The organism is Sphingomonas sp. Sphisp66 (assembly GCF_047324325.1).
Classification (GTDB): Bacteria; Pseudomonadota; Alphaproteobacteria; order Sphingomonadales; family Sphingomonadaceae; genus Sphingomonas.
This window is the reverse complement of the sequence record NZ_CP168508.1, coordinates 1,329,390-1,349,680: the sequence shown is the minus strand read 5'-3', so window position 1 is coordinate 1,349,680 and position 20,291 is coordinate 1,329,390. Positions and strand designations below refer to the sequence as shown.

At 67.9% G+C, this 20,291-nt stretch carries 21 protein-coding genes and 1 tRNA gene; 3 read left to right on the top strand and 19 right to left on the bottom strand.

Translation table 11 applies throughout. From position 1 onward, the window contains the following. Positions 1–42: 42 nt before the first annotated feature. On the bottom strand, positions 43–1,017 hold the full coding sequence (gene trxB / locus ACEN8G_RS06525; RefSeq protein WP_413416660.1) for a thioredoxin-disulfide reductase: 975 nt from the start codon (positions 1,015–1,017) through the stop codon (positions 43–45). 185 nt (positions 1,018–1,202) lie between these two features. Here trxB and ACEN8G_RS06520 point away from each other — a divergent pair, with 185 nt between their 5' ends. Beyond that, positions 1,203–2,219 carry a hypothetical protein gene (locus ACEN8G_RS06520; RefSeq protein ID WP_413416662.1) on the top strand — a complete coding sequence of 339 codons (1,017 nt, stop codon included), beginning with the start codon at positions 1,203–1,205 and terminating at the stop codon, positions 2,217–2,219. A 95-nt stretch (positions 2,220–2,314) separates the two neighbouring features. Here the strand turns inward: ACEN8G_RS06520 and ACEN8G_RS06515 are convergent. The 4 genes from ACEN8G_RS06515 to ACEN8G_RS06500 form a co-directional block, all read right to left on the bottom strand. Then, positions 2,315–2,391: transfer RNA gene (locus ACEN8G_RS06515), tRNA-Met, on the bottom strand. Positions 2,392–2,446: 55 nt separating this feature from the next. Continuing rightward, positions 2,447–2,959, bottom strand: a complete 513-nt coding sequence (locus ACEN8G_RS06510; protein ID WP_413416664.1) for a 2'-5' RNA ligase family protein — start codon at positions 2,957–2,959, stop codon at positions 2,447–2,449. After that, the gene (locus ACEN8G_RS06505) at positions 2,956–4,887 is read right to left on the bottom strand and encodes a potassium transporter Kup (protein ID WP_413416666.1); all 1,932 of its coding nucleotides are present in this window, start codon (positions 4,885–4,887) and stop codon (positions 2,956–2,958) included. Before ACEN8G_RS06505 ends, ACEN8G_RS06510 begins: the two co-directional genes overlap by 4 nt. Positions 4,888–5,061: 174 nt before the next feature. Then, positions 5,062–7,401: a TIM-barrel domain-containing protein gene (locus ACEN8G_RS06500; protein WP_413416668.1), complete on the bottom strand. Its 2,340-nt coding sequence runs from the start codon at positions 7,399–7,401 to the stop codon at positions 5,062–5,064. Positions 7,402–7,560: 159 nt separating this feature from the next. On the opposite strand from ACEN8G_RS06500, the gene ACEN8G_RS06495 reads away from it, so the two are divergent. Continuing rightward, the gene (locus ACEN8G_RS06495) at positions 7,561–8,034 is read left to right on the top strand and encodes a cupin domain-containing protein (RefSeq protein WP_413416690.1); all 474 of its coding nucleotides are present in this window, start codon (positions 7,561–7,563) and stop codon (positions 8,032–8,034) included. An 8-nt stretch (positions 8,035–8,042) separates the two neighbouring features. Here the strand turns inward: ACEN8G_RS06495 and ACEN8G_RS06490 are convergent, their stop codons facing one another. The 3 genes from ACEN8G_RS06490 to ACEN8G_RS06480 form a co-directional block, all read right to left on the bottom strand. Next, the gene (locus ACEN8G_RS06490; RefSeq protein ID WP_413416670.1) at positions 8,043–8,444 is read right to left on the bottom strand and encodes a GFA family protein; all 402 of its coding nucleotides are present in this window, start codon (positions 8,442–8,444) and stop codon (positions 8,043–8,045) included. 65 nt (positions 8,445–8,509) lie between these two features. Next, complete coding sequence (locus ACEN8G_RS06485; protein WP_413416672.1) at positions 8,510–10,534, bottom strand: beta-L-arabinofuranosidase domain-containing protein; 2,025 nt, start codon at positions 10,532–10,534, stop codon at positions 8,510–8,512. Positions 10,535–10,694: 160 nt separating this feature from the next. Then, positions 10,695–11,162 (bottom strand): Lrp/AsnC family transcriptional regulator, encoded by a 468-nt coding sequence (locus ACEN8G_RS06480; protein ID WP_307118610.1) that lies wholly within the window; start codon positions 11,160–11,162, stop codon positions 10,695–10,697. Positions 11,163–11,298: 136 nt separating this feature from the next. On the opposite strand from ACEN8G_RS06480, the gene ald reads away from it, so the two are divergent. Next, a complete protein-coding gene (gene ald, locus ACEN8G_RS06475; RefSeq protein ID WP_413416674.1) occupies positions 11,299–12,405 on the top strand; it encodes an alanine dehydrogenase in 1,107 nt (368 codons plus the stop codon). A gap of 211 nt (positions 12,406–12,616) precedes the next feature. On the opposite strand, the gene ACEN8G_RS06470 is transcribed toward ald, so the two are convergent. The 11 genes from ACEN8G_RS06470 to ACEN8G_RS06420 form a co-directional block, all read right to left on the bottom strand. Then, positions 12,617–13,312 carry a tetratricopeptide repeat protein gene (locus ACEN8G_RS06470; RefSeq protein ID WP_413416676.1) on the bottom strand — a complete coding sequence of 232 codons (696 nt, stop codon included), beginning with the start codon at positions 13,310–13,312 and terminating at the stop codon, positions 12,617–12,619. Beyond that, positions 13,312–13,719 (bottom strand): cytochrome c-type biogenesis protein, encoded by a 408-nt coding sequence (locus ACEN8G_RS06465; RefSeq protein WP_413416678.1) that lies wholly within the window; start codon positions 13,717–13,719, stop codon positions 13,312–13,314. The genes ACEN8G_RS06470 and ACEN8G_RS06465 overlap by 1 nt, the downstream gene beginning before the upstream one ends. Beyond that, the gene (locus ACEN8G_RS06460) at positions 13,716–14,240 is read right to left on the bottom strand and encodes a DsbE family thiol:disulfide interchange protein (RefSeq protein WP_413416680.1); all 525 of its coding nucleotides are present in this window, start codon (positions 14,238–14,240) and stop codon (positions 13,716–13,718) included. The genes ACEN8G_RS06465 and ACEN8G_RS06460 overlap by 4 nt, the downstream gene beginning before the upstream one ends. After that, positions 14,237–16,159, bottom strand: a complete 1,923-nt coding sequence (locus tag ACEN8G_RS06455; RefSeq protein ID WP_413416682.1) for a heme lyase CcmF/NrfE family subunit — start codon at positions 16,157–16,159, stop codon at positions 14,237–14,239. The genes ACEN8G_RS06460 and ACEN8G_RS06455 overlap by 4 nt, the downstream gene beginning before the upstream one ends. Then, positions 16,156–16,590 carry a cytochrome c maturation protein CcmE gene (ccmE, locus tag ACEN8G_RS06450; protein ID WP_413416684.1) on the bottom strand — a complete coding sequence of 145 codons (435 nt, stop codon included), beginning with the start codon at positions 16,588–16,590 and terminating at the stop codon, positions 16,156–16,158. The genes ACEN8G_RS06455 and ccmE overlap by 4 nt, the downstream gene beginning before the upstream one ends. Beyond that, positions 16,587–16,721, bottom strand: coding sequence for a hypothetical protein (locus ACEN8G_RS06445; RefSeq protein WP_307118603.1), 135 nt, complete (start codon positions 16,719–16,721; stop codon positions 16,587–16,589). The genes ccmE and ACEN8G_RS06445 overlap by 4 nt, the downstream gene beginning before the upstream one ends. Continuing rightward, positions 16,718–17,437 (bottom strand): heme ABC transporter permease CcmC, encoded by a 720-nt coding sequence (gene ccmC / locus ACEN8G_RS06440; protein ID WP_413416686.1) that lies wholly within the window; start codon positions 17,435–17,437, stop codon positions 16,718–16,720. Before ccmC ends, ACEN8G_RS06445 begins: the two co-directional genes overlap by 4 nt. Before the next feature lie 75 nt (positions 17,438–17,512). Then, positions 17,513–17,944 (bottom strand): hypothetical protein, encoded by a 432-nt coding sequence (locus ACEN8G_RS06435; RefSeq protein ID WP_413416688.1) that lies wholly within the window; start codon positions 17,942–17,944, stop codon positions 17,513–17,515. A 224-nt stretch (positions 17,945–18,168) separates the two neighbouring features. After that, positions 18,169–19,029, bottom strand: a complete 861-nt coding sequence (locus ACEN8G_RS06430; protein ID WP_413414721.1) for a sigma-70 family RNA polymerase sigma factor — start codon at positions 19,027–19,029, stop codon at positions 18,169–18,171. After that, positions 19,026–19,487: a carboxymuconolactone decarboxylase family protein gene (locus ACEN8G_RS06425; RefSeq protein WP_413414722.1), complete on the bottom strand. Its 462-nt coding sequence runs from the start codon at positions 19,485–19,487 to the stop codon at positions 19,026–19,028. The genes ACEN8G_RS06430 and ACEN8G_RS06425 overlap by 4 nt, the downstream gene beginning before the upstream one ends. A gap of 98 nt (positions 19,488–19,585) precedes the next feature. Further along, positions 19,586–20,221 (bottom strand): hypothetical protein, encoded by a 636-nt coding sequence (locus ACEN8G_RS06420; RefSeq protein WP_413414723.1) that lies wholly within the window; start codon positions 20,219–20,221, stop codon positions 19,586–19,588. Between the last annotated feature and the right edge of the window lie 70 nt (positions 20,222–20,291).

The following is a 20,291-nucleotide window of genomic DNA, read 5'->3' as shown; positions in this document are numbered from 1 at the left end:
TGCGGCACGAGGTCCCGGCTTTCGCCGGGGCGACGGTCTTGCTCACTCCGCCGCGTGCTGGACCACCGTCTCGAAGTCCGCCTCCGCCAGGAAGCGCTCGGCGTCGAGCGCGGCCATGCAGCCCGTGCCCGCAGCGGTCACCGCCTGGCGGTAATGCTTGTCCATCACGTCGCCGCAAGCGAACACGCCGGGCACGCTGGTCTTGGTCGTGCCGGTCTCGACCACGATATAACCGTCCGAATCCAGCTCGATATGGCCGCGGAACAGCTCGGTCGCCGGGTGGTGACCGATCGCCACGAAGCCGCCATCGACGTCGATCGTCGAGAGCTCGCCGGTCTCCATGTCCTTCAGCTCGATGCCCACCAGACCCTCGGGCTGGCCGCCACCGATGAAGCGCTCGACCTTCTTGTTCCACAGCACGCTGATCCGCTCATTGGCGAACAGGCGCTGCTGCAGGATCTTCTCGGCGCGGAACGAATCGCGGCGGTGGATCACGGTGACGTCATGGCTGTGGTTGGTGAGGTAGAGCGCCTCCTCCACCGCGGTGTTGCCGCCGCCGATCACCGCGACCTTCTTGCCGCGGAAGAAGAAGCCGTCGCAGGTCGCGCAGGCGCTCACGCCCTTGCCCTGGAGCAGCCGCTCCGAATCGAGGCCGAGCCACTTGGCCTGGGCGCCGGTGGCGATCACCAGCACGTCGCCGAGATAGACGGTGCCGCTGTCGCCGACCATGCGGAACGGGCGCTGCGAGACGTCGACCTCGACGATCGTGTCCCACATCATCTGCGCGCCGACATGCTCGGCCTGGGCCTGCATCTCCTGCATCAGCCACGGGCCCTGGATCACGTCACGGAAGCCGGGATAATTCTCGACATCGGTGGTGGTCATCAGCTGGCCGCCGGGCTGGATGCCCTGCACCACGATCGGCGCCATGCCGGCGCGCGCGCCATAGATGGCGGCGGTGAGGCCGGCGGGGCCGGAACCGAGGATCAGCATGCGAGTCGAATGGGTGGCGGTCATAGGGCTTTCCGAGTGCGGGCAACTACCCGCATCTAGGGGGTGGAGAAGGTGCGAGGCAACATGGGGTGTATCTCCCGCCCCGCAATGGCTGTGGACAACAGCTTTGGCTGGGGGCCTGAAAGCGCTTCTAGCGGACTGGTGACGCCCACTGGACGCCGCCCGGCCGGCACGCGAGAAGGGCCGCCATGTCCGAACCAGACCTTGCCGCGCTGCTCGCCGATCCGCGCTGGCTTCCCCTCCGCTATGATTATCGCCGCGACGAGATCCATTTCGCCTTCCTCCCGCGCGCGCAGCACCGGGCGATCGGCTTCCTCACCCAGCTCGACGCGATCGAGCCGCTGCCCCGCCGCGTCGTCCCCCGCCGCGCGCTTGCCGGCATGGCGATCCCGCGCGCACCGCTCCACCTGATCCTCCATTCCGGTCTCACCGGCTCGACCCTTTTCGCCCGCGCGCTCGACGTAGAAGGCACGGTGTTCACGCTCAAGGAGCCGCCGATCCTCTCCGACATCATCGGCTGCCGCGTCACTGGCGCCCCGCACGACCGCAACGGCGAGGCGAGCGAGGCGATCCTGGCGCTGCTCGCCCGCCCCTTCGCGCCGGGCGAGGCCGTGGTGATCAAGGCGGGCAGCGTCGGCAACGCGCTCGGCGCCGAGATTCTCGCCCGCCGCCCCGACAGCCGCGCGCTCTGCCTCTATTCGCCGCTGCCCGTCTATCTCGCCTCGATCGCGCGCCGGGGGCTTTGGGGCCGGGTCTGGGCCCGCAAGCTGTTCACCAGCCTGCGGGGCGGACGCCTCGCCGAACTCGGCTTCAGCGAGCCCGACCTGTTCGAGCATACCGACCTCCAGATCGGCGCCGACGCCTGGCTGGCGCTCCACCGCATCCTGGGCGAGACGCTCGGCCGCCACCCCCAGCGCGCCCGCTGGATCGACAGCGAGGCACTGATCGGCGCGCCCGCCGCGTCGCTGCGCGCCATTGCCGGCCATTTCGGCCTGGCGCTCGATGCCGATGCGAGCGCCGCCGGGCCGGTCTTCACCCGCCATTCCAAGACCGGCGTCCCCTTCGACGCCGCCCGCCGCGCCGCCGAACTGGCGACGGCCGCCGAAGCGCATCGCGAGGAGATCGCCCTGGTGAACGACTGGGCGCGCAAGGTCGCCGAAGGGCTCGGCATCCGCTGGGAGTTGCCATCCCCGTTGGCAGGCTGAGCGATTCCAACAGGACTTGATCGCTCAGCTGGCGATCAAGCTCGATACGGAAACTGGGAAGGCGCCCGGCGCATCGTCTGCACCAACGGTGCAGGTGGTAGCGGAGGAGGGACTTGAACCCCCGACACGCGGATTATGATTCCGCTGCTCTAACCAACTGAGCTACTCCGCCCCAAAGAGGCTGTCGCCGAAGCGAGGGGGCCCAATAGGTCCGGCCTCGCTTAAGGTCAAGCGAACATGTGACGGGAATGCGCTTCCCACGGCCCGCCGCGATAATGCCAGCTCGCCAGCCCCGCGATTTCCACCTCGCGAGGGACGAAATCGCGGGAAAGCGCGATCAGCACCGCCTTGGCGAGAACCGGGCGCACCTTGTTCTGGATCGTGACATGCGGCCGCCAGCGGCCGGCATCTTGCGGCGTGAGCAGTCCCGCGAACGCATCGAGCAGCCCCTCGCGAATCGCCACCAGCTCGGGCGCCTCGATTCGGTAGGCCACCCCACCGCCCAGCGACATCAGCCCGGTCACCTTCGCCCGCGGCGCCCGCACCCCGCGCGTCTCCACCGAAAGCCGGTGCTTGAGCTCGTCCGCCACCGAGGGCGGCAGCTGGTGGAACAGGGTGAGATGCGCGTCGAGCACGTTCCGCTCGGGCGGATAATGCTCGCGGCGCAGCGCGTTGAACCAGGCCTGGTCCTGCCGCCCGAGCAGCGCCGTGACGATCAGCGGCGCCGCGCGCTCGGTCAAATCTCGACCTGGCTGCCCAGCTCGACCACGCGATTGGTCGGCAGGCGGAAGAACTCCATCGCGCTTTCGGCGTTGCGCAGCATCCAGGCGAACAGCTTCTCGCGCCAGATCATCATCCCCGGCCGCGACGAGGGCAGCAGGGTCTGGCGGGCCAGGAAGAAGCTGGTCTCCATCATCTTGAACTCGGCGCCGCACGCGTTGACCGACTTGAGCGCGGCCGGCACGTCTGCCTCCTGCATGAAGCCATAGGCCAGGATCATGCGGTGGAAGCCCTTGCCCAGGTCCTCGATCATCATCCGGTTCTCGTCAGGGACATAGGGCACGTCCTTGATCTTCACCGTCAGCAGGATCACCCGCTCGTGCAGCACCTTGTTGTGCTTGAGGTTGTGGAGCAGCGCGTGCGGCACGCCCTCGGGGGTCGAGGTCATGAACACCGCGGTGCCGGGCACGCGCGTGGCGGCGGTGGCGGCCGAGGTGATGAAGATCTTGATCGGCATCGCGCTCTCGCGCAGCCGGTTGATCATCAGCTGGCGGCCCTTCGACCAGGTGGTCAGCAGGGTGAACACCACGAAGCCGACGAACAGCGGGAACCAGCCGCCATCGGGCACCTTGGTCAGGTTCGCGGTGAAATAGGCCAGGTCGACGGTGAAGAACAGTGCGAGCAGCGGGATCGCATAGCGCTTCTTCCACTTCCACAGGCCGAACAGCACCACCGCCAGCAGGCAGTTGTCGATCAGCATCGCGCCGGTCACGGCGATGCCATAGGCCGCGGTGAGGTTCGACGAGGTCTGGAAGGTCAGCACGAGCAGGATGACCATGATCATCAGCGCCCAGTTGATGAGCGGGATGTAGATCTGCCCTGCGGTCGAGGCGCTGGTATGCTCGATGCGCAGCCGCGGCACGAAGCCGAGCTGGATCGCCTGCTGGGTGACCGAGAAGGCACCCGAGATCACTGCCTGCGAGGCGATCACCGCCGCCATCGTGGCGAGGATGACCAGCGGGAACTGCAGCACCTCGGGGGCGAGCTCGTAGAACGGGCTGTGCAGTGCCGCGGGGTCGCGCATCAGCAGTGCGCCCTGCCCCATGTAATTGAGGATCAGCGCCGGCAGCACGAACCACAGCCAGGAGATGCGGATCGGCTTGCGGCCGAAATGGCCCATATCGGCATAGAGCGCCTCGGCACCCGTCACCGCCAGCACGACCGAGCCCAGCGCCAGGAACGCCTTGATCGGGTCCGCGGCGAAGAAGGTCAGCGCATGGTGCGGCAGCAGCGCGTTGAGGATCGTCGGAGTCTGCACCAGGCTCAGCGTGCCGAGCGTCGCGATCGTCAGGAAGTAGAACAGCATGATCGGGCCGAAAAAGGCGCCGACTCGCGACGTGCCCGTCCGCTGGATCGAAAAGAGCAGCACCAGGATCACCACTGCGATCGGCAGCACCAGCCGGGCGAAGCCCGGCGCCGCGACCGACAGGCCCTCGACCGCCGACAGCACCGACACCGCCGGGGTGATCATCGAGTCGCCATAGAAGAGCGCGGTGGCGAAGACGCCAAGCAGCACGATCCCCTGCGTCCAGCGCTTGGGATTGCCGCTGCTGCGCGAAATCAGCGCGAGCAGCGCCAGGCTGCCGCCCTCGCCCTTGTTGTCCGCCCGCATGATGATCGTGACGTATTTCAACGTCACCACCACCATCATCGACCAGAACATCAGGCTGATGACGCCCATGATGTGCATCGTGTCGAGGTCGAGCTTGTGGTGCCCGGCAAAGGTCTCGCGGAAGGCGTAGAGCGGGCTGGTACCGATATCGCCGAAGACGATGCCGATCGCGCCGATCGCCAGTTTCCACGTCGCGTCATGGCTATGGCCATGCGCGGCATGCGCGTCGAGCGGAGCTGGAGCCGACTCGTCGGCTCCTTCTTTGGGGATGTTCACGGGCGCGGGTGTCGCGTCGGAAAGGAAACGGACCTGGTCATGCGACCTGCGTTCTCGATCTTCTAATTGCGGGCGGGCCGTTAGCACGCGCAGCAAAGGCAATCAACGAATGTCGTTACGCAGGGCCCGACGCGCAAGAGGCCCGGCTGGTTCCGTTGCGAAAATGCGCGTCCGTCATTTCGGCGCGGACGATGCCCCCGCGACTCGCACCAGCGCCTGGAGATCCTGCCCGCCGGGCAGCTTGCCCGACGCGGAGAGTCGCCCTTCCCGGTCGTTCCAGCGCAGCTCGGTCCGCGTCCCTGCTCCCTTGCGATAGGCGTTGGTCACGCCGTCATCGTCATACAGGGCGAAGCTGACGTCCCGTCCCGGATAGACGCGGATAGCCTCGAGCGGCTGGCGCGCCGAGGTGTTGGGCACCTGCGCGCCCAGCGGCACGATCGATCCGGCACGCACGAACAGCGGGATCCGGTCGATCGGCGCCGCGGCGGTGACCCACTGGCCGCCCGCATGCTTCTCCTCGGTCCAGTAATCATACCAATCCGTACCGGCGGGCAGGTACACTCGCCGCGCGGTCACCCCCTGCTCGGTCACCGGCGCGACCAGGAAGGCGGGCCCGAACATGTATTCGTCGCCCAGGTTCGCGACATTGGGATCGTCCGGGAAGTCCATGAACAGCCCGCGCATGAACGGCGCGCCGGTCTCGTGCGTCTTGTACCCAAGCGAATAGAGATAGGGGATCAGCGCGTAGCGCAGCCGCAGGAACTTCGCGAGCACCGGCTCGGCTGCCGCGCCATATTCCCAGATCGCCGTGCCCGGGCGCTGGCCATGGATGCGCAAGGTCGGAGTGAAGACATTGTAGGCGAACCAGCGGGTGAACAGCTCGGGATAGTCCTTGTAGTCCGCTCCCATCGCGGTGGCGCCCGCCGGATCGAGCAGCACCGGTCGCTCGGCCGCCGGGCCATTCGGCCACTGCCAGCCGCCGGTGTCGCTGCTCCAATAGGCATGGCCGCTCGCGGTGAAGTTGAGCCCCGCCGGCACCTGGCGCCGCAGCGCTTCCCAGGTAGCCTGAACGTCCGAAGACCAGAACAGCGCGCCGCTATGCTGCGTGCCCAGATAGGCGGCACGGGCGAGGATCAGGTTGCGGAAATCAGGCCGGTCGCGCGCCGATCCCTCCATCACGCTGGCGGTGTGCACCAGCGGATAGAGGTTGTGGTACCGGTCGCCCGATCCGATCGAGTAGAAATTGCCGTCGGGCACCAGGTCCGGCTCGGTCTCGTCGAGCCAGAACCAGTCGAAGCCCTGGCTGGCGATATTGTCGCGGATCTTCTCCCAGAACCACGCCCGTGCCTCGGGATTGGTGCTGTCGAGCAGCGCCCCGGCCCGGTCCGCGCGCACCGGCAGGCCATCCACGACTCCTCCGTCCTTGTCCTTCAGCAGCCAGCCCTTGGCGCTCAGCAGGTTGAAATAGCGCGATTCGCGCTCGAAGCGCGGCCACACGCTGATGATGCTGTGCATGCCCTGGTCGTGGAGTTGCTTGTTCATCCCCGCAGGGTCCGGGAAAAAATTCCGGTCGATGTCGAGCTGCCCCATCCGGGTCCAATAGAACCAGTCGAGCACCATCACGTCGAGCGGATAGCCGCGGCTGCGATAGCCCTCGGCCACGCCGAGCAGCTCCTTCTGGCTCTCGTAGCGCGCCTTGCTCTGGATCAGCCCGAAGGCGGCCTTGGGCGGCAGCGGCGTGTCGCCGGTCAGCCGGGCATAGCCGGCATAGATCTCGTCGGTGGTCGCCCCGGTGATCACGAAGAAGGACACCCGCTCGCCCACTTCGGACTGCCAGTGGGTGCTGCCGTGCAGCCCGGGCGAGACGATGGTGGCGGAGGGATTGTCCCACACCACCGCATAGCCCTTGTTGGTCATCAGGAACGGGATGCACACCGTCTCGCCGGCCGGCGCGTCGTAATAGTGCCGGCAGTCGACCGTCCGCCCGCGCAGATCGAGCGCGCCTACGCTCTCCTGGTTCTGGCCGAGCCCGTAATAATGCTCGTCCGTCGGCGCGGCGAAGCTCGCCCCGGCCTTGAACGTCTTCTCGCCATTCACCGTGTGCGGCGCCAGCTCCCAGCCGTTCATCTTGGTGAGCAGCCGCCCGTCCGCCCCGCGCACCGACAGCGACACCCGGGGCAGCGACGGCACGAAATAGCGCTCCATCTGGCTCGGCGCCTTGGGCCAGGGCTGCGGATCGACGGTGAGCGTCAGCGCCGGCGAGGCGAACACGTCGCCGCTGCCGTCCGCCTTGTGCGACCAGCCCTTGGCATCGGCCTTGCCCGAGATGCCAGGGCCCGGCGCCGCATCGCTCAGCGCCCGCTCGAGCGAGATCGTCACCCGCACGATGTTCGGCGCATAGGGCTCGACCGCGACAAAGGCGCCATTGCGCTCGACCGTAGCCAGCGACTGGGCGCCAGCGGAGAGCGGCACCAGCGCCAGGGCGAGACCACAAACAACCTGGACAATCCGCATCGTTCGACTCTCCCCTGCCCCTTGCGTTGCGCGAAACTTCCGCCACCGCAAGCACGGCTAAGGTCGTAGCCCTTTCCCGTCGCCCCGGGCTTGACCCAGGGGCTCGCTTCTTATGTCTTGGCGTGGACGGACCGGCAGAGGAGAGACGCAGTGAAGACCATGGCAAAGACCCTCGCGCTCCTCCTCGCATGCGCGTCCGGCATCGCCTCGGCCCAGACGACCACCGACCCGACCAGCTTCGCCGCCAGCACCGAGGTCCAGGCCCAGACTCGCGCGATGCTCGCAGAGATGAAGCCCGACCAGGGCTTCATGTGGCGTCCGCTGGTGCGCGACGGCGATCGGGTCGCGGCGATCGAGATCTGGAAGAAGCCGGGCCGCCCGGCGGTCCACCCCGCCGAGGCCGAATATGCGATCGTGCTGGAAGGCGCCGGCACCCTGGTCTCGGGCGGCACCCTGGCCGACCCGGCGACCCGCAATCCCGGCCTGGTCGAAGGCAGCCGGATCGAAGGCGGCACCACGCGGACGCTCGGCCCGGGCGACGTCATCCTGGTCCCCGCCGGCGTGCCGCACTGGTTCGGCATCACCGGCGAGCGCCTCATCCTGCTCGGCATCAAGCTGCCCGGCGCCAAATAGCCGGCGCGTCAGGCCCAGAGATCGCGCACCGTGCGTCCGCTCGGGGGCAGGTCCTCGAACGTGTCGAGCCCGTCGAAATGGTCGATCGGCAGGTCGGCGACCGCGTCGAGCTCGGCAAGGCGAAGGTTCACCGCCATGCGCCGCCGGCCATCCTCCTCCAGCCGCAACCCCCGCCAGGCCAGCACGCCCGCGCAGCTCGGACAGAACAGGATCTCGAGCGCCGGATCCGCCTTGCCGACCCGGCGGAAGCTCGACGTTGGCCCGGTCACGGCAATCCGCTCACCCTCGAAATCATAGGCCCATAGCGCACCATAGCGCCGGCACAGCGTGCAATTGCATGCCGTGATCGAGCCCGGGCCCCCGGTGAGGGTCCAGCCCGCCGCGCCACAATGACAGCTTCCCTTCAGCATGCGGTCCGCTCCGGTTGCCCTGGCGCCATCCTGCCAGCAGCGAGCCGTGACGGCCAGAGGCGCGTCTATGCCTTCTTCGCCACCGGGAAGCTGGTGATCCTGAGCTTCGGCGCGGCATAGGGCATCAGCACCAGCTTCTCCGGCGCACCCTTCACCATTGCCGTCTCGGGAGGGGGCGCCGCGGCATTGTCGCGCTCGTCCCAATCGGCGGCGGTCAGGCGATAGCCTTGCGTCACCAGCACCACCGGCGGGCTGCGGCGGGAGAAGGGCACTGGCCCGATCGCCCGCTCGACCCGCTCGATCGGCGCATCCTCGGCCAGCGCATAGCGCCACTCGCCCTCGGGCAGCACCGCCCAGTCGGCGGTCAGCCCGCGGTCGCGCAGCTTCTGCCACTTCTCGGGGATAGGCAGCGAGAACACCAGGGGGCCCTGCTCGACGAAGCTGCCATGCGGCGAGGCGACCCGGCGGGCCTCGGCGGCGAAGCGCAGCTCGATCCTGTCTCCCGCCTTCCACTCACGATCGATCGTGGCGAACTGCCCCGCGACCGCACCGGCGACCGCCTTGCCATTGACGCGGATGCTCGCCGTCCTGGCCCAGCCGGGCACGCGCAGCGCGATCGGGAACCGCGTCGGCCGCGCCGGATCGACATGGATCGTCACCTGGTCGCGGAACGGATAGTCGGTCTCCTCGCGCAGCGTCACCGGCACCTCGCCGACTATGGTCGTTACTTCGCACGGGCCATAGATCGTCTTGGCCAGCCCGCCCTCGGCCGTCGCCATCCACAGGCTGGCGACCAGCTTGGGCCAGCCCTGGTGGAAGTTGGCGGTGCAGCAGCCGAAATTGGGCTCCAGCCCGAACAGGTTCGCCTCGGGACCATTGGTCGTCCACGGTCCCTTCTCGTGCGCGCAGCGGATCTGGTTGGGCTGCTGGTCGTACTGGTGCGCCCACATGTCGTCGGTGAAGGTCGCCTGCAGCGCATTGTACGCGATCCGCTCGATCCGATCGCCCAGCACCGCATCGCCGGTGATGGCGAGGCCGAGTTCGAGCGAATACATCGCCTCGACGATCGCGCACAGCTCGACGCCCTGGCTCGGGCTGCGCCCGGCAAGATGCTCGTCGGCCGAGTAGATGCCGATCGGCAGGCCGTGATAGCGGTCGAGGATCGCCAGCTGGTTGTGGATCGCCCTGCGATCCCCGGCGCTGCCCGACATCACCGCCCATACCGGCGAGGCCTTCAGCGCCTGCGCATTGTTGACGCCGTGCAGCGTCTGCGCATGGTCCGCGAGCCCGTTGGCGGTGCCCTCCTCCCCCGTCTTGTCGAGGCCGACCTCCGCCTTGATCGTCTTGGTGCGATAGGGATAATCCGGCCCGAACAGTCCCTGCCAGTCGGTGCCCTGCTGCTTGAGCAGCCGGGCCAGCTTGAGCAGCTTCGCATCGCCGGTGCGGTTGTAGAGCCAGATCACCGACACGACTTCGTCCTGCCAGCGCGACCGGCCCCAGTCGCGCAGCGGGCGGCCCGGCATCTCCGCCAGCTGGTGATGGAAATAGCGGGTCATCACCGGGATGACGCGCGGGTCCTGGGTCAGCTCATGATATTGGGTGAGCACTTTCAGCATCACCATGCGCGGCCACCAGTCGTCGTTGCTGCGCGGGCCGATCATGCCGTTGGGGGCCGGGTTGTCGAGCGTCCAGTCGATGAACTTCATCGCCTTGGCCTTGAGCGCCGCCGAATCGAGCATCCACGCCAGCGGCACCAGTCCGTCGAGGAAATAGGGTCCGCGCTCCCAGCTCTCGCCCTTGCCGCCCAGCCAGCCGCTGTCGGAGCCGAGATCGGGCCAGGTCTCGTCGATCCGCCCGCCCATGCCATCCGCCTGGATCTGCAACTGCCTGCGCAGCCATCCGCCCGGCCGGACCGCACCGGTCGGCAGCGGATAGAAGGGCTGCGGCGCAAGCGGCGCGCGATTGGGCGGCGGTGATGCGGCGATCACGGGAGCGGCGGACCCCGCCGCGGCCGGCATGCCAGTCGCTGCCACTGCAACTGCAGCGGTGCTGCCCAGGAACGCCCGGCGATTGGTGTGATGGCTGCCCACGGCCTCGCTCTCCCATTATACGACTTATATGATTCGGTCGCAGAATGGCTGCTGGCCCATCACCGTTCAAGTGTTCGCGGTCAGCGTGCGACCGGCCTAACCGGATTTCGCCACGGTTCCGCGGCGCGGCAGTCGCCTTGCCAGTTGAGAGCTCCGCCCCTTACCGCCCGCCGAACAGCGCCTCCGCCTCGCTCCGCGTCGGGATCGCGCGCAGCACGAAGCTCGAATTGATCGTCACCACGCCGGGCAGCCGCCCCAGATGCTCGCGGTGCAGCCGTTCGTAATCGTCCAGGTCGCGCGCCAGTATCTTCAGCCGATAGTCCTGCCCGCCCGAGACCAGCGCGCATTCCACCACCCCGTCGATCTGCGCCACCGCCGCCTCGAACCGGGCTAGGTCCTCCTCGACCTGGGTGCCCAGCGTGATGTCGACCAGCGCGGTGATCCGATAGCCCAGCCGCCGGTGGCCGAGTCGCGCGCCATAGCCGAGCAGATGCCCCGACGCCTCCAGCGCCTGGATCCGCCTGGTGCAGGCCGATTGCGAAAGCCCCACCTCGGCTGCGATGGCACTCACCGGCGCACGCGCGTCCGCGGCGAGCGATTTGAGGATAGCTGCGTCGATCCTGTCCATCCTGCATGAATAGCGCATTTTCAGGCTGATTACAGCAATTCCATGCGCACCACCGCGCCGCCTGTCATATCTTTGCAGGGATTCGCGGCCCGCCATGCTATATTCTGCACGCCAATCGCTTTCAGGAGAGGCTCCCATGCGCATCGGCGTTCCCAAGGAAATCAAGAATCACGAATATCGTGTCGGCCTGACCCCGGCTTCGGTGGCCGAGCTGGTCCATGCCGGCCACGAAGTGCTGGTCGAGACCAAGGCCGGCATGGGCATCGATTTCGACGACGCGGCCTATACCAAGGTCGGCGCGAAGATTGCCCCCGACGCCGCTTCCGTGTTCGCCGGGTCGGACATGATCGTGAAGGTCAAGGAGCCGCAGCCGCAGGAAATCGCGCTGCTCGAGCCGCGCCATGTGCTGTTCACCTATCTCCACCTCGCCGCCGACAAGCCCCAGGCCGAAGGCCTGATGGCCTCGGGTGCGACCTGCATCGCCTATGAGACCGTCACCTCGAACTCGGGCGCCCTGCCCCTGCTCAAGCCGATGTCGGAAGTCGCCGGCCGCATGTCGGTCCAGGTCGCTTCGCATTATCTCGAGAAGGAACAGGGCGGCCGCGGCGAGCTGCTCGGCGGCGTGCCGGGCGTGGCGCCGTGCAAGGTCGCGATCCTCGGCGGCGGCGTGTCGGGCATCAACGCCGCGCAGATGGCTACCGGCCAGCGCGCCGACGTCACCATCTACGACATCAACAATGAGCGCCTGGCCGAGCTCGACATGCATTTCGGCAGCCAGATCAAGACCGCCTACGCCTCCAAGGCCGCGATCGCCGAGGCGGTGAAGACCTCGCAGGTCGTGATCGGCGCGGTGCTGGTGCCCGGCGCCGCCGCGCCCAAGCTCGTCACCCGCGACATGCTCAAGACGATGATGCGCGGCTCGGTGCTGGTCGACATCGCGATCGACCAGGGCGGCTGCTTCGAGACCAGCCATGCGACCACGCATGACAACCCGGTCTACGAAATCGACGGTATCATCCACTATTGCGTCGCCAACATGCCGGGCGCCGTCGCCCGCACCTCGGCCTTCGCGCTCAACAACGCGACGCTGCCGTTCGTGCTCAAGCTCGCCAACTTGGGTGCCGAGGGCGCGATGAAGGCCGACAAGCACCTCGCCAACGGCCTCAACGTCTACAAGGGCAAGATCGCGTTCAAGGCCGTCGCCGACGATCTCGACCTGCCGTACGAGGCTTGGGCGGGCTGATCGTCTCCGGCCTTGTAATGTAGGATTTCATCTGTTTGCGTGGAGCGGTCGGGATCATGTCCCGGCCGCTCTTTGCTTTTGTTGGAAAGATAGGATCAGCCGCGCGACAGCATGTTGCGTATCGCCCGCTTTCGGGCGCCGCAAAGCCCGCCAATGTCGTGACCTTAGTGAACTTCCAGCGGCGACTCGGGGCGCCTCTGTTGGAAAGGCCTCACGGCTTCGGCGTTGCCGTCGGGCCATTCCCCGGAGCCGGCTGCGGCTCCCCCTGCATGCCCTGTTGCCGCGCCTGGTCCGCCAGGAACATGTCCAGCACCATCAGCCGCGCCGCCAGCTGGTCGCGGTAGCTCGCCTTTTCCGGGGTCAGCGCCAGCGCCTTCTCCCACCAGGGCTTGGCCTCGGCGTAGCGGCCGGCACGGACCAGCGCGAGGCCGTAGAAGAAGCGCGGGCCGGGATGATCGGGGCCGATCGCCAGCGCCTTGTCGAAGGCGAACTGCGCAGCCGGCGAGATCTGGTTGCCGTCATATTCGGCAAGCGCCGCGCCGAAGCCGGTCCACAGCGCGACGTCCCCCGGCACCTGCCGCACCGCGCCCTGCCACACCTTGGCCGCCCGCTCGCGGTCGCCCAGGCGGAGCATGCCGTCGGCAAGGTTGCCATAGCTCCAGGCATAGGTGCCGTACTTGCCGAACATCGCGTCGCGCAGGTCGACCATCTCCTGGTTGACCAGGTTCTTCTCCGCGCCCGCCGCCACCGGATGGCCTGGCAGCGCCGGACTGCCCTGCCAGGCATAGCCCGCCGCGCCGAGCATCATCGCGGTCGCCGGCACGGTCCACAGCTTGCGGGGATAGCGCAGCAGCACGAGCGCCAGCGCCGCGACCAGGGCCACCAGGGCGAGCATCAGCCAGCCCATCACGCGCCTCCCTTGCGGAACAGCCGCCGGGCGAGCAGCAAACCGATGGCGAGCAGCAGCAGCGGCGTGATCCACAGCGGCGCGGTCACCCAGCTCAGCGGCGGGTCATAGGTGACGTAATCGCCATAGCGCTGGACCAGGTAGCTGCGGATCGCCGCCGGCTGCTCGCCCTTGGCGATGCGCTCGCGGACCAGCGCCCGCATGTCGCCGGCCATCTCGGCATCGCTGTCGGCGATCGACTGGCCCTGGCAGACCAGGCAGCGCAGCGTCTCCATCAGCGCCTTGGCCTGCGCCTCCTGTGCCGCATCGGGCAGCTGGCTATAGGCGAGCGGCGCCGCCGGCCGGTTCGAATCGGCAAGCACCGGGCTGGCGGCAAGCAGCGCAAGCAGGATCGCGGGCCGCTTCATTTCGCCGCCTCCAGCCTGGCGAGGATCGCCGGGATGTCGTCGGCGCGGATGTCGCCGATATGCTGGTCGACGATCCTGCCCTGGGCGTCGATCAGGAAGGTCTCGGGCACGCCCGACGAGCCCAGCGCGATCTGCGCCTTGCCGGTCGGATCGTCTCCGATCCGGGCGTAGGGATCGCCGTTGCGCTGCAGGAACGCCTGCACCGCCTCGGGCGTGTCGCGGATTGCGATCGCGTCGATCTCGACGCCGGCCTGCTTGAGCTTGAGCAGCTGCGGCGCCTCGGCGATGCACGGGATGCACCAGCTGGCGAAGACGTTGAGCAGCCGCGGCTTGCCCTTCAGCGCCGCGCTGTCGATGCCCGGCTTGGTCGCCAGCAGCGGCTTCATCGCCAGCGCCGGCAGCGGCTTGCCGACCATCGCCGAGTGGATCGTCCGATCGGCCGGCTTGATCAGCCCGCCCGCCACCAGGGCGAAGACCAGGCCGAACAGCGCCAGCGGCGCCCAGATCAGCAGCCGCCTCATGCGTCATTCTCCGCGTCGCGCCGCTCACGCCGGACGCGGCCGACCAGCGAAAGCAGCCCGCCCAGTGCGATCAGGAAGCCGCCGGCCCAGATCAGCGTGACGAACGGCTTCCACCACGCCCGGATCTGCCAGCGCCCCGCCCCGTCGCCCTGGCCGATCACCGTGTAGAGCTGGCCGTCGAGCAGCGTCGCGATCGCCGCTTCGTTGGTGTTGGTCGGCGGGTTGGCGAAGAAGCGCTGCTGCGGGAACAGGTCGATAGTCTCGCCGCCCCGCGTCGCCTTGAGATGCGCCTCGAGCGCCGACCAGTTGGGGCCGACCGCCGGCCGCACCTCGAGCAGCTCGACGCGGTACGGCCCGACCGTGACGCTCTGCCCGACCGAGATCGCCGCCAGCCGCTCGACCTTGAAGGCGCCGTCCGCGGCCATGCCGGCGATGCTCACCGCGATGCCGAGATGGGCGACGACCATGCCGTAAATGTGCAACGGCGTGCGGCGCAGGTTGCGGCGGAACAGCGGGATGACGCTGGCGACGGCGAGCATGGCGGCGAGCCCCAGTGCCAGCGACGGCATCCAGTGCGCCCCGCCCAGCGCGAGGACCAGGACGAAGGCGATGACGCCCGCCCCGACCGGCACCAGCAGCTTGCCGAACAGCGTCTTCCACTGGTCGCGCCGCCATTTGAGCAGCGGCCCGGCCGCAGTCGCGGCGACCAGCGCGAGGCCGACGGGCACCGCCGCCTTCTCGAAGAAGGGCGCGCCGATCGACAGCTGCACGCCGGCCGCCTGGGCGACGAGCGGATAGAGCGTGCCGATGAAGACCACGCCGAGGATCACCGAGAGCAGCAGGTTGTTGAGCACCAGCGCGCCTTCGCGGCTGACCAGCTCGAAGGTCGCGCCCTGCTTCACCGTGCCGATCCGCGCGCCGAACAGAGCAAGCGCTCCGCCGATATAGAGGCCGAGCAGCGCAAGGATGAACCCGCCGCGGGTCGGGTCGACGGCAAAGGCATGGACGCTCACCAGGATGCCCGAGCGGACCAGGAAGGTGCCAATCATCGACATCGAGAAGGCCACGACGGCAAGCATCACCGTCCAGGCCCGCAGCCCGTCGCGGGTGGCGAGCACGGTCACCGAATGGAGCAGGGCGGTCGCCGCCAGCCAGGGCATCAGCGAGGCGTTCTCGACCGGGTCCCAGAACCACCAGCCGCCCCAGCCGAGCTCGTAATAGGCCCAATAGCTGCCCGCGGTGATGCCGATGGTCAGGAAGATCCACGCCGCCAGCACCCAGGGCCGCATCGCCCGGGCAAAGGCGGGGCCGACATCGCGCATCAGCAGCGCGCCGACCGCGAAGCTGAACGCCACCGAAAGCCCGACATAGCCCAGATAGAGCGTCGGCGGGTGGAAGGCGAGGCCGGGGTCCTGCAGCAGCGGATTGAGCCCCCGCCCGTCCAATGGGGCCGGATTGACGCGGACGAACGGGTTGGAGGCGAAGGCGAGGAAGGCATAGAAACCGATCGCGATCGCCGCCTGAGCGCCCAATGTCGCGGCGAGCGTCGCGGTCGCCAGGCGCCTCTCGAACAGCGCGACGCCTGCCCCCGCGGTCGCCAGCACGGTGACCCAGAGCAGCATCGAGCCCTCATGGTTCCCCCAGGCACCGGCGATCTTGTAGATCAGCGGCTTCATCGAATGGCTGTTCTCGACGACCAATTCCACCGACATGTCCGACAGGACGAACAGCGTGATGAGCAGCCCGAAGGCGGCGAGCGCCAGCATGCCCTGGACCACGGCAACCCGGCGCAGCGCGGTCATCACCATCGCCCCGGTGCCCTGCATGGCACCCTTCGCCGCCCCCCAGGCAAGCATCACCTGGACGAGCGCGAAACCCGTCGCGAGCCACAGGGCGGCGAGACCGGCTTCGGCGATCACTGCTCTAGCGTCTTCGTCTCGTGCATGTTGCCGGCAGCCTGGGGCGGCATGTAGCGCTCGTCATGCTTGGCGAGGATATTGTCTGCGACGAAACTGCCGTCCGGCTGGAACTTGCCCTCGGCGACCACGCCCGATCCTTCCTTGAACAGGTCCGGCGTCACGCCCTTGAACGCGACCGGCACCGTCGCCTGCCCGTCGGTCACCACGAAGCGGATCGAAACGCCGTCGGCGGCGCGCTTGATCGAGCCCTTCTCGACCATCCCGCCCAGCCGGACATGCCGGTCGAGCGGCAGCGGCTTCCCCTTCACATCGGCGGGCGCATAGAAGAACGCCGCCTGATCCTTGAGCGCGGACATCGCCAGCGCCGAGGCGCCGAGGATCGCCCCCAAGGCAAGCAGCGCGAGGACCAGCCGCTGGTGCTTCGCCTTCATTCGCGGCCACTCCGCAGCGCTTCGGCCGCAGCCTCGGCCCGGCGCATCGCGGCATAGCTGAGCGCGGCGAGCCCGGCGGTGCCGAGAAGCACGACCAGATAGGCGGCAGTGATGAACGGCCAGTGGTTCATGCCGCCGCCATCCGCCGCAGACGGGCCTCGACCTTCTGGCTCGCCAGGATCGCACGCATCCGCATCAGCACCACGCCGGCGAAGAACAGGGTGAAGCCGCCCAGCGTGAAGAACAGCGGCCAGAGCAGCGAGATATGGATCTTGCCGGTTACCACGCTTTCGCCCTGGTGCAGCGTGTTCCACCAGATCACCGAATAATGGACGATCGGCAGCAGCGCGCTGCCCGCCACGCCGAACAGCGCCGGCACCCGCCCGTCGCCCGACCGCTCGGCATCGGCGCGGTCGAGCGCGATCCAGGCGACATAGACGAAGAACAGCAGCAGCATCGAGGTCAGCCGCCCGTCCCATTCCCACCAAGTGCCCCAGGTCGGACGGCCCCAGATCGAGCCGGTGAGCAGGCAGAGCGCCGCGAAGGTCGCCCCCGCCGGCGCGATCGCCCGGGCGGCGACACTCGCCAGCGGATGCCTCCAGATCAGATAGCTCAGGCAGGCGATGGCGAGGCCGCTCCACCCGCCCATGCCCAGCCAGGCGCTGGGAACATGGATGTAGAGGATTCGCGCGCTCTCCTTCTGCACCGCGTCGGGCGGGGTGAGCGTCAGCCCGGCCCAGCAGCCGAACAGCACCAGCGCCAACCCGACCCAGAACAGGATCGGCGTCAGCGGCCGCGCAATCCTGAGGAAGCGCGCGGGGTTGGCAAGGGCATGCAAGGCAGGCACGCGCAACGACTAGCGGGGTTCGGATGCGGAATCCATGCTGAGAATTGACAGGTTCCGTGAGTTGCTGCGAGCCGCTCAGCCGGGGCAGCGGCGCAAGGTCATCGCCGGGAAGCCACCCTCTCCCACCGACACCGGCAGCAGCCGGTCGGGCGCGCCCTGACCGACCAGGCGGAGGCTGTCGCCTTCGATCCGGAACGCCATTGCCACGTCGGCGGCGTCCTTGCGCGACTCCGGCCGGGTGGCGAGCGCGCTGTCGACCTCGATCACGAACATCACCGTATTGGAGTCCGAGGGATCGGTGACCACCCGCCGTACCGGCAGCGAGTTCACCGCCCGCCCCTTGCGGACGAAATCGATCACGTCCGGCGAGAAGGTGAAATAGGTATCGCCGCATTCGGCCGCGGCACGCGCCCAGCGATGGCCGACAATGTCGTCCTTGGCCTTGCCATTGGTCTGGTTGCAGGCGGCGAGCGCCAGCGGGACTAGAAGCAGGAGTGCGGCGCGCATGTCCCCCGCCTGACCCATCCGGCGTTTCCAGCGGCATAACGGCGAGGGTTAATGTTTGGAGACATTGCCGCGATGGGCAATCACTCCCCTCCCTGAAAGGGAGGGGCCGGGGGTGGGTCCTTGCCACCGATACGGTGAGATCAGGCCCAGCTCGGCAGTATCGCCAAGTCTCCACCCACCCCTAGCCCCTCCCTTTCAGGGAGGGGAATCACGGTGCTCTTCCCTTAATGCACCGCACCGAGATGCCCCAACTTGTCCGGATTGCGCGTCACATAGATGCCGGTGATCCTGCCGTCCTCGATCGCCAGCGCCGTCGTCTGGAGCACGCCACCCAGCTCTATCGAGACGAAGCCCGGCAGCCCGTTGATCATGCCGTAGCGCACGATCCTCGACATCTCCTTGGCAAAGAAGCGCGCCAGCGAGGCATAGAGCTTCATGTTGTCGTCGACGCCGTGGATCGGACGCAGCCCCGCAGGGACCTTGCCGCCGCCGTCCGACCAGGTGGTGACGTCGTCGGCTAGCAGGCCGCGGAACGCGGTCATGTCGCCGCTGCGCGAGGCGGCGAAGAAGGCGGCGACGATCTCCATCCCCTTCTCCTTCGGCATCTCGTAGCGCGGGCGCGCGGCGCGGACATGGGTGCGGGCCCGGCTGGCGAGCTGGCGTGCCGCGGCGGGATCGCGGCCGATCGTCTCGCCCACCTCGTCGAAGCTGACCCCGAACACGTCGTGGAGCAGGAAGGCGGCCCGCTCGAGCGGCGACAGGCGTTCGAGCGCCATCATCAGCGGAAGTGTCACGTCCTCCACTTCGTCCTCCTCCTCGACCACGGGCTCGGGCAGCCAGGGGCCGACATAGGTCTCGCGCCGCGCCCGGGCCGACTTGAGCTGGTCGAGGCACAGCCGCGTCACCACCCGGCGCAAGAACGCCTCGGGCTCGCGGACCTGGTCGCGGTCGGTGTCGAGCCAGCGCAGGAACGCGTCCTGCACCACGTCTTCCGCGTCCGCAACCGAGCCGAGCATGCGATAGGCAATACGCGCCAGCCGCGGACGCAGCGGATCGAAGACGGCCGCTGCGTCCGCGCCGCTCACGCTGCCGCCACCATGGCCGGCTTGGCCTCGTAGAACAGGTCGAAGCCGACCGCGAGGCGGTTCCAGCCGTTGATCACGTTGATCATCAGGGTGAGCTGCACCTGTTCCTCCGGGCTGAACTCGAAGGCGAGTTCCTCATAGACCGCCTGCGGCGCCCGCGCCGTGGATACCAGAGTCATCGCGTCGGTCCATGCCAATGCGGCGCGCTCGCGCGGCGTGAAGCAGGGCGCCTCGTGCCAGGCGCTGAGCAGATAGAGGCGCTGCTCGGTCTCGCCGGCCTTGCGGGCATCGGCGGTGTGCATGTTCAGGCAGTTGGCGCAGCCGTTGATCTGCGAGGCACGGATCTTCACCAGTTCGAGCAGGCTGTGCTCGATCTTGGGGGCGATCTTGAGCGACATTTCGAGCCACACCTTCATCTCGGCGGGGGCGGCGGTGTAGAGGTCGAGGCGGCCGGTCATCATGCATCTCCTTGGTTGGATGCACGCATGACGAGACGGCCGCGCCGAATGTGACATGCCGCCGCGATTTTTTCGCGAATCTGCGAAAATATCTTCGCTCAGGGTGTCGACCAGGCCCCCTCGGAATAGAGCCGCGTCGCCGAACTGGCATCGGTCAGGTCGATCTCGACCGCATTGGTGCGCGGCGTCATGAAGATCGTCGAAGTCTCGATATTCGGCTCGAACCAGACGAGCACGGTATCGATCGGCTGGAAATCGACCGTCCCGGGCACCGCCGCATAGGGCAGGACGAAAATCGGCAGCGGCTGCATGCTGCCATCGATCCAGGTAAGCCATTGGTTCAGCCCGGGATGGATCGGGCCGAACTCATTCACCATGACGAACCCCATGGGCGGTCCGCCCGGGACGGCCTCGTGCAATATCCCGTTCTGATCGAGCGTGCTCGTCTCGCCCTGGCCGATCACCACGACATTGGTCGCGGGATTGACCAGCTGGCCCTCGGCGAACTGGTTCGTCGCGAACAGCTGGAAATCCGGGATCCAGCTCAGCGTGTTGGACGGGAGAAAGTTCGGGCTCGAGCGCCAGACGACGTCATAGTCCACACCGCCCGCGGCGAGCTTCTTGGCCAGGCAGAGCGAATAGCCCCCCTGGCGGAGCGCCTCGAAATCCTCCGTGGCGATCTCGATCGTGACGTTCTTCTGGCCCGTAACGGCTTCCACGCAGAATTCGGACATCGCCCCTCCCCTTCCGGCCCGGAATATCATGCCGGGCACGGGGGGCGTGGGGCTTTTCGGTCCGTATCGG